This window comes from Planktotalea sp. (genome assembly GCF_039984035.1).
Lineage (GTDB): Bacteria > Pseudomonadota > Alphaproteobacteria > Rhodobacterales > Rhodobacteraceae > Planktotalea.
Genome location: NZ_JBDWVM010000091.1, coordinates 1 through 9719, shown reverse-complemented (window position 1 = coordinate 9719; position 9719 = coordinate 1). Strand labels below are relative to the sequence as shown.

General features: G+C 52.2%; 5 protein-coding genes. 2 read left to right on the top strand and 3 right to left on the bottom strand.

Annotation, left to right across the window (positions count from 1 at the left end; translation table 11 throughout):
• Window positions 1–260, top strand: a 260-nt coding sequence (locus ABJQ89_RS04070; RefSeq protein ID WP_348494990.1) for a transcriptional regulator, incomplete at its 5' end; no start/stop codon positions are given.
• A 443-nt stretch (window positions 261–703) separates the two neighbouring features.
• Window positions 704–2239 (top strand): hypothetical protein, encoded by a 1536-nt coding sequence (locus ABJQ89_RS04065; RefSeq protein ID WP_348494989.1) that lies wholly within the window; start codon window positions 704–706, stop codon window positions 2237–2239.
• Between the two features lie 102 nt (window positions 2240–2341).
• Here the strand turns inward: ABJQ89_RS04065 and ABJQ89_RS04060 are convergent, their stop codons facing one another.
• From ABJQ89_RS04060 to ABJQ89_RS04050, 3 genes are all read right to left on the bottom strand, one after another.
• On the bottom strand, window positions 2342–3559 hold the full coding sequence (locus ABJQ89_RS04060; RefSeq protein ID WP_348494988.1) for an MFS transporter: 1218 nt from the start codon (window positions 3557–3559) through the stop codon (window positions 2342–2344).
• A gap of 81 nt (window positions 3560–3640) precedes the next feature.
• Window positions 3641–6964 (bottom strand): FG-GAP-like repeat-containing protein, encoded by a 3324-nt coding sequence (locus tag ABJQ89_RS04055; protein ID WP_348494987.1) that lies wholly within the window; start codon window positions 6962–6964, stop codon window positions 3641–3643.
• A gap of 311 nt (window positions 6965–7275) precedes the next feature.
• On the bottom strand, window positions 7276–9719 hold a 2444-nt coding region (locus tag ABJQ89_RS04050), incomplete at its 5' end, for a vitamin B12-dependent ribonucleotide reductase (RefSeq protein WP_348494986.1).

Below are 9719 nucleotides of genomic sequence, written 5' to 3'. Positions count from 1 at the left end.
GATTACATGTGATCCGTGTTCTGGTTGAAGCTGGGCCTGATGGCATGAGCGCTGGCGACATCGCCACAAAGATTAGCGCCAGTCCCTCACGCACGTCGTTTCATCTATCGTCTCTTGCAGACGCTGACTTTGCGATCCGCGAACGCCGTTCTCGCAGTCTTATCTATCGTGTGAACTTTGCCCAGATTGGTGCGCTCATTACATTTCTGATGGAAGATTGCTGCAAAGGCAGTAGCGACCTGCGCAAATGTTGCGGTTAAAACCTTCGCACTTTCCACCAAAAATCAGTCGAAAAGGTCCGTCTCTTTTTAGGTGTTCTTTAACGCACCCAATTTACTCATTTATGGTTGCACTCATTTTTCACATCACGAGTAGTCTTTCGGGAAGTTTTTGAATTTCAATTCGCGCTCGGAAGCAGAACGCAAATAAGGAAATTTTAAGTCAAAAGTTTGCGCCATATTTTGCAAAAATGAACCGCATTTAACTTTGGAATTCACCAAAATTACTTAACTTTGAATTGTAATTTTTCCGGAATTCTCCAGAGCAAGGCGACCTTCCCAACACCGAAATCGCAATTCAACACACTGAAATATATAATAAATTTTAGATCATTCACATTTTTGCAGTCCCACTTCTGCACAATCCGCTGTTGAGCGAGGCACCCAAGCGCTTCATCTTAGACCCACAACAAGGAGGTTGTTTCGTGGGTTTAGCGTTTTTACTTTTGGTTCCTTTAATGATGATGGTGATGGATACTCCGGAGGCAGAATCTGAGGAATTGGACGTTCCAGAAGAGGAGCCAGAAGTCGTGCCAGACGCCATAGAAGAAACGCCCGAAATTACACGCACAGGCTTTACCGTTTCGGAGGATCTGTTTGGTGCAAACGCGGTTTATTCCGTTCATACCGACCAAGGAGACATTTCAGAAACCTTCAACAGCGCACTCGAGGTTTTCGAAATCGAGAACCTTCGCTATCCCGCTGGTCAGGCAGAACGTGGCCCCGGCGACCAAGAAGGTCACGAATGGTTGGACATCACCGAACTGACTGAAGACGGCGAGTTGCGCCCCGAGCTGACAAATTTCCTCGATCAAGCGAATACACAGGTAACTTTAACCATCCCGACCACCAACGCCCCCGCTGAAACCTATGGAGAGGGCTTGGCAGAATGGGCGGAGCTGGTAGTCCGCGAATATGGCGATCAAATTTCTGCCTTCGAAATCGGCAACGAATACTGGTCCAGAATGGACGAAAGCGAATATGGAGCACTTGCAAACGAAGCCATTCTAGCACTCGCAAGCGGCATCGAGGCGGCAGGAGCTGAAGATCCAGACATCATCGTCCAAATGGCATCCTGCTACGGCAGCTCAGCCTTTAACTCTGTTGATGACGAGCGCGGGTTTATCGATCGAGTTACAGATGCGAACTATGCGATTATTGACGAACTCAGCGATGAAGCGCGAGCAGAAGTCGATGGCGTAGTTGAGCACTACTACTGGAATAAATCCCCTATCCCGTTCGAAGATACGTCAGCCGAAAGCAACTATATCGATATCGACATCGGTATTTGGCAAAGCGAATTCGATCAGGACTTGGATTTTCACATCACCGAATGGAACATCCGCATGGGCAACACGCCTGCCAATGGTTTGCTCGGGATGGCGGTTATGGTCGAAATGGTCGAGAACATGGTGGAACTCGGTGTGGACAGCGCAAATGTTTGGCCCGTCATCCACAATGCAACGACCGACCTTGGTGGACCTTCAGATGACGGCATCGTTCAGACAGATGATCAGGGCCGTGTGACCGAAACCGTGCGGGGCGCCGTGTTCGATCTGATGGCGACTGAATTGCCGGGTATGGAATTGATCCAGCTTGATATCGGCAGCGTCCAAGACGACATGGAGGTGGCTGCCTATGAGAACGATGGCGAGTTCGTCATCTACCTGAGCAACACGTCCCTTGAGCCTGAAACGATCACAGTCGATCTGAGCAGCATAATTCCTGACTTCACCTCAGCCGAAGGTGTTCAGGTAGGCTACGACCCTGAAACATCCGACGGTCGTTTTTACAAACCGCGTGTTGGGATGGTTGACGCCCACTCAGTGCTCGTGAATGGCGAAGAATACTACCTCAACGAACATGATACGGGTGCTTTGCTGACAGATCACACGTTCGACTCTTCGGTTTTCACGATCTCGCTGAACCCACATGAGTTGCTACAAATCACAGCCCGCTGATTTCGAGAGGCAAGAGATGCGTACTGCCCAAGCTGCGAGCGCGAAGATAAAAGAGCAAACTACGCCCCTCTTCAAACAAGGCACATCAGGGAACCGTTGAACCTAGGAAACCACTGGATGCGATCTACGAAACCTTGCGCCATCCATCACGAACAGAGTGATCCCTGCGGCCAAACCTATGACGCTCCCGATTACGGCGGTCCCTTGGTAATCGGTAAAGACAGCGCCAAACGCGAACATGCCAGAGGCGAACATCGCACCGCCAAAGTGCGATACAGACACAAGCGATGACCCTGCACCGGGGCGCGACGCAACCAAGTCTTGGATATAGCCCACTGTTACGGACAACAAAATCCCAGCGCCTATTCCAGCAGGAACGATCATGCCCCAAGCCGACCCCATATTCGGCAAACTCGAAAAGGCGGCAAGAAAACAACAATAAACAATGCATCCAACAAAGATCAGTCCGCTGCTACTCACCCGCTTAAGCGCGACAGCCGCACCAATCATCACAGGCACTTCCATCAAAGCGACACCGCCAGCGAAAAGCCCTAAATCAGACGCTGTGCCACCGAGATTGTTCAAGATTAAAAGCCCCAGCAATATATTGTTCAACCCGTTCACACCCACGATCACAGCGATAAGAACCAACCGGATCAAAACGGACCCACGAGCGAGTTCCTTCAGCGATTCAACAAACCCGATTCCAGACTTTTGATTGAGCGACGTTTGCTCCTTTGGCCATGTTCTCAGCACCAAGAACAGAACGAATGCGTTCACGCCAGCAGCGACCCCGTAGACTGACATCAGTTCCATCCCCCCTGCTACCGCCACCGCGAGCAAGGGCGGGGTTAAACCAAAGGCACCTGCGAATGCGGCGCGCACCAAGGACAAACTCAGATCTTTGTCCAATTTCGCATTATTGTTCGCAGCAAGGCTGGCCATTGCAAAATACTGGGTAAACGTCGTGGCCCCCACGGGAAACAAAACCATATGGGCTAGGATGAAGGTCGCTTTGGAAGGCAGGAAAAAGACACAAGCAGCGCCTAATGTCCCAATCAAATTACACCCCGCCAAAACGCTTCGGTATTTTCCGGTTTGATCTGTATAGACCCCGACATAAACCGACGCTGCGACACTAAATAATGCGCCTAGCGTGGTGATCAAAGCATAAGCGCTCGGTGAAAAGCCAAGGCGTTCAATGCCAATCACAGATTGAAATGGGTTAATCGCCGCGACCGCAATGCCCATCAAAGTGATACAAAGGAAGGCAAGCCTCAGAAGGCGATCATTCCATGAATTGGCGATTGCGGCGAACATGAGGGGGCTTTCTTTTGGGTACGGCACCATAAGAAGCTGCGCCCCTAAAGAAAACAGGGGCTCGGCCACAAATCGCTTTGGTTAATTCACCGATTTACGCGTCACGACCACTTCGCCGCCCGCGAGGTCTTTTGGCAGAATACGCGTCACTTCGCCATCGCGCCAAACCACTTCGATCAAATCAACGGATTTGGCCGTTCCAAGACCAAAATGCGCGGCAATCGGATCGAAAGACATGAACCCGCCGCTGGCATTAATCGGACGCGTTTGGCAATCGCCTGCGCTGACCTCGGTGGTGCCATTGACGCAAATCGTAACGCGCGCGCCAATGCCCATGCGATTGCCAATCTCGTCGCGTAAATTGACCCAAAGCGCAGGCCCGGCGGGCTGTTCATTGCGGTGCACGATGGCAATACGACCATCTGGCGGGCGAATAACATCGATATCCCCATCGCGGTCATAATCGAGCGACACAAAGCTGAAAGATGGAACAACATCGTGGAAGCCATAGGCGTCGGTTTGCTTGGAAAAGCGTCCTTGCTCGTTCTTATAAAAGACATTCGTCGTGGATCGGCTCGGGCTGAGCCAGATACCCGCCATGACCAGAAGATCCTGCCAACCATCTTGATCCAAATCAGCAAATCGACTGTTCCACGTCCAACCGGGAAAGCTCACACCTTGCTCACTCGCATCATCTTCAAAGGTGCCGCTTTGAGATCCGGTCATCAGGATATTCCCCGTTTTGAGAACAGGCATAAACAGCGCCTCTTGATCCTCTTTGCTCGGCTTCGCCACCGTTTCGAGCATAAAGGTGTCACAGTAGTTCTTGGCAAAGGGCCAGCGCTCAAGCTCTTGGTGACATCGTGTATGCGCCTGCGAAACGGAAAACTCCTTGTGATGAAACGCCTGTGCTTTGAGGTACATGAGCATTTTCGCGACGCCGCAAACTGTGCGATCTCGCTCAGACATGACATGCGATTGGCAGGTATTAAATTGCAGGGTCGACTTAAGCCCACGAATGCTATCCACAGACAAAATTTCCGCGGCACATTCCTTGGTCTGTTGGGAACGCCATCCCAAGTCCCGGGCGAATTGTTGGCAGATCAATAGAACTCGCCCATCCCCTCGCATCGCTTCCCGTTGCGCACTACTTCCACGATCAGAGATTTGACCCGCGTAATAATCAGGTATCAGATCATTGTTCCAATCCCCTTCATCCATGCTCATCGTTGTATCCAAAGCATAGTCAAAGGGCTGCAGGTCGCGATCGACTTTGCTCGTTCCATCAGAGTTGAAAAACACCACTTGATCAGTGCCTGCGACATCATCCCCTTTATAAAGGTCAGGTCGCCCGTCCCTGTTCAAATCAGAAACCAGCATCGTCAGGGTTTGACCCGCGGCGCCTGCAATGTCTTGCTTGCGAAACCCATCGCGGCCTTCGTTCCAAAGAATATGGTTCTTCGAGGCCAAGGGCTGTTCCTTGGTCCAGCCAGCAAAACCCTGACCAGACACATAATCGCCCACGATTATATCAAGCAGGCCATCATTGTTCATGTCAGAAAACGCAATCGTGCGCGCCATCGTGAGCGGCTCGCTTGCGATGTGGCGCATTTTCTGCTGCGAGAATTGCCCTTGTTGATTGGTAAGGATGAACATTCCGTCCCAAAATGTCGTCACAACCAGATCAAGCCAGCCGTCATTATCAAGATCCGCAAATGCGACGTTGACAACGTCCATCTCAGCCAGTGGGCCTAGATCAATGTGCTGACGCTTGAAGGAGCCAGAGATATTTGTGTAGAGGGACAACCCGTGCGCCCCCGTTGGTCGACGAACCGCGATATCGATCCAGCCATCATTATGAATATCACCCGCGGCAATACCTCCCAGCATCATCCCTGGGGCAAATTCATGGATCGGGGTACTGATTGCAACATCCTCAAAACCAAGTTCTGGCCCGGGAATGCGGGAGAATACGGTGCCTTGATCCGCTAAAGCGTCAAGTGACTTCGCACTTTGTGGCAGGCTTTGGATAGCGATCAAGCTTGCTTCTGACGTTGATATCTCGGCCTCAAGTGACTTTGGGACAAGCCTTTGCGTAGATATGTCAGTCGCCATCGCATCAAGCGTTGTTGCCTTCGCAAGTGGTGCGATCCTTGGTAGATCAAACCCGACCTTGTTGTCCAAGAACGCTTCCATCCGACCGACATAATAGTGCGTTTCAAAATCGCTGGTTTCTTTTGCGATGACACCTCCGGTCACGGCAAGGAGGATCGTGGAGATCCAAACGACCATCGCTGTGCGCGGGGAAACTGCGCGCCACAGAATGAAAAACGCATAAACACTGTATGAGCCGAGCGCGATCAATACGACGGTGGCAAAATGCGACGCCATGCCGACGCCCATCAAAACAACCGTCAAAATAACGTCAAGCGCAATAGGCGCGGGAGCGATGCTTGCGATCAAGGCGACTAAACACATCGCCAATAAAATCGGAACGATCCCTGCACGCGGAAGTGAGTCATACAAAGCCGCGCTATCGAAACTCATCGCAACAATTGCCCCAAGCATTCCGGCCACAAACATCATAGGAACGGTTATGATCGAGATGAAAAAGAGGTTACGTGAATAGGTCCGCACGAACCAAAGCAAAGCCGCAAAAAGCGTCGCGGGCGGCGCCCCTGCATCCATTGGCGCAAGCGATCTGCCGATCCAAGCGGTAAGGCCGCGCGCTTCTGAGATATTGGCTAAAGCTGCTGTGCCATTTCGCGTTGATTGGGTTTCTGAGACGAGCACGTATTTGCACAGCATTGGAACCACAAAGAGGACCATGACGATCGCAAGAACGAGCTTGGTCAACGCTACATGTATCGGCAGCAATGAAAAACTCATCGTCACAACGATCACATTGAGCGTGGGCGAGGCGATCAAAGCGGAGAGCGTGGTCTCTAAACGCATCCGGCCCATGTGCAAACCGAATGCAATCGGCGCGGCGCAGTTCACGCAAACCCCCAACGGTGCGCCAATCGCGGTTCCCAGCGCAGCATTTGCAAAACTGCTTTCAAAAGCGCGTTTTTTGATCAGCGATAGAAATGTGATGATCGCCGCGCCGAACAAGACACCAAAGGTCATTCCTTTGATATTGGTGTAAACCCAGTTGAATGTATTTGCGATGAACTGCCACCAAAGCGAGCTATCGGGGAAGATGTCAAAGAGGATATCGAACGCAAGTCCCGACAGCGGCGCATCGCCGCCCATAAGCGCTTTTTCGTTTAACGCTGGATAGCGCGAACCAAACCAAAACACCAAAGCAAGCGCCAAAATTGCACCGATTGAAATCAGGACGCGCGCATCAAATTGCTTATCGGCCGCATTGGGTTTTTGAACTTCAAACTGGGAAAATGACATGGTTTCTCAGATCTACGAATTCTGGAATTCCAAAGTCTTAGCTCAGCGATTACTTGTTAGCAATGGACCTGCTCTACTTTAAGATGAAATCCGCGTTATCCGAGATAAAGGTGTCTGATCGGCATGCGCCTATGATCAGAACGCATAAAAAATGGGGAGCCAAAAGGCTCCCCAGTTTCGCAAAATCAAGCTCATCATTGTCACCGCTCGGAATATTTTTTGCCTGCGGCCTGAATTGCGTCAGAGACCCCCTCGGGGATCTCGTGACTGTGGTAAGCGAAGGGGCGATGAAGCCCCCACGCCTGAGTGTCTTAGCTACAACCCGATGTGCCGCCGCATGTGTTGCACTTCATGCAAGTGCCGTTGCGCACCAACGTGTAGTTGCCGCACTCACCGCAAGCCTCGCCTTCATAGCCTTGCATCTTAGCTTTGGCGCGCGCGTCCATCGTAACAGTGCCCGTAGACATCGCTGTTGTGGATGCTGAAGGTGCTGGCGCCGCTGTTGCGATTTCGGGCACCAAGGTTTGCAATGCCGCGACTGGATCAGCCGTCCCGCTCAGGGCAACTGCCCCGGCTTGACCGCCCTGTAGAACAACCAATTCTTGTGGCAAACGCTTGCGCAGATAGCCTGTTGAACTGATTTGCTTGAGCACTTCAAGCGAGCTGTTTGCAGCTGCTTCGCTGAGCTCGGAAACGTTGCTTACGCCCTCTTCCGCGCCGCGGCCCAGATCATCAAAGCTCGCGCCTTCTGGTTTGACGTGCGCAAGATCGGTGCGATCAAGGTAGCTCACCGCCAGTTCGCGGAAGATGTAATCAAGGATCGACGTCGCATTCTTAATGCTGTCGTTGCCTTGAACCATGCCCGCTGGCTCAAACTTGGTGAAGGTGAAAGCATCGACGAACTCTTCGAGCGGCACACCGTACTGCAGACCAACAGACACCGCGATGGCGAAGTTGTTCATCATAGCGCGGAAGCCTGCGCCCTCTTTGTGCATATCGATGAAGATTTCACCAAGCTGACCGTCTTCATATTCACCTGTGCGCAGGTAAACCTTGTGACCACCCACAACCGCTTTTTGCGTATAGCCTTTGCGGCGCTCAGGCATCTTCTCACGGTGGGATTTTACGATCTCTTTGACGATCACCTTCTCAACGATCTTCTCTGCAAGAACCGCTGCTTTTTCGGTGATGTTACCGCTTTCGAGTGTTTCCGCCGCTTCGTCGTCGTCCTCAACAAGGGCGGCTGCGAGAGGCTGGCTCAGTTTGGAGCCATCACGGTACAGCGCATTGGCTTTGACACCGAGGGACCAGCTAAGCTCATAGGCCTTTTGGCAATCTTCGATCGTTGCATCATTCGGCATGTTGATCGTCTTGGAGATCGCGCCAGAGATGAACGACTGAGCCGCTGCCATCATGTGGATGTGGCTGTCGACGGACAAGAAACGCTTGCCCTTCTTGCCGCATGGGTTCGCACAATCGAAGATGCCGAGGTGCTCTTCCTTAAGGTGCGGCGCACCTTCCAGCGTCATCGTACCGCAAACATGATCGTTCGCCGCATCGATGTCTGCTTTGGAATAGCCAAGGTGCTTGAGCAGATCGAACGTTGGGTCGTTCAGCTTTTCCGCAGGGATACCGAGGATACCTGTGCAGAACTCTTCACCGAGCGTCCACTGGTTGAACACGAAACGAATATCGAAGGCAGATGCGAGTGCCGCATCGATTTTTGCCAGCTCGTTCGCACCGAATCCGTGGCCGATGAGGGACGTATGATTGATGCCTGGTGCATTACCGACAGAAGCATGACCAACCGCATAGCTGACAATCTCTTCGATTTCAGCAGAGCCGTAACCGAGGTTTTCAAGCGCCGCAGGAACGGATTGGTTAATGATTTTGAAGTAACCACCGCCCGCGAGTTTCTTGAATTTCACCAGCGCGAAGTCAGGCTCGATCCCCGTAGTATCGCAATCCATCACAAGACCGATGGTGCCTGTTGGCGCGATCACGGACACCTGTGCGTTGCGGTATCCGTGCTTCTCACCTTTGGTGAGCGCGTCGTCCCAAGCTTGCATCGCCAATTTGGTCAATGTTTGGTCAGGGCAATTCACCAGATCAAGTGGCACAGGTTTGATCTCAAGGTTTTCATACCCTTCGCTCGCACCGTAGGCCGCATTGCGGTGGTTGCGCATGACGCGCAGCATGTGGTCCGCGTTTTTCGCGTGGCCCGGAAATGCGCCGAGCTCGCCTGCCATTTCAGCGGATGTTGCGTAAGACACGCCCGTCATTATCGCGGTCAATGCACCACACAGCGCGCGACCTTCGTCGCTGTCGTAGCTGTAACCCATGTTCATCAGCAAACCACCGATGTTTGCATAGCCAAGACCAAGCGTGCGGAAGTCATAAGAGCGCTGCGCGATTTCTTTAGATGGGAACTGCGCCATCATCACAGAGATTTCCAACGTCACAGTCCAAAGACGTGTCGCGTGAACGTATTCGTCCGCCTGGAATTTGCTATCTTTGTAGAACTTCAGCAAGTTCATAGAAGCCAGGTTACATGCTGTATCATCGAGGAACATGTATTCGGAGCACGGGTTGGAACCGCGAATTTCGCCGTCCTCTGGGCATGTGTGCCATGCGTTAACCGTGTCGTGATACTGGATGCCCGGATCAGCGCAGGCCCATGCGGCGTGACCGATGTCTTCCCATAGATCGCGCGCTTTGATTGTTTTGGCGACCGTGCCGTCGGTGCGGCGGATCA

Excerpts from the sequence above, each read along its gene's own strand:
- ABJQ89_RS04055 (WP_348494987.1), bottom strand. The coding sequence starts at position 6,964 with ATGTCATTTTCCCAGTTTGAAGTTCAAAAACCCAATGCGGCCGATAAG.
- ABJQ89_RS04060 (WP_348494988.1), bottom strand. The coding sequence starts at position 3,559 with ATGTTCGCCGCAATCGCCAATTCATGGAATGATCGCCTTCTGAGGCTT.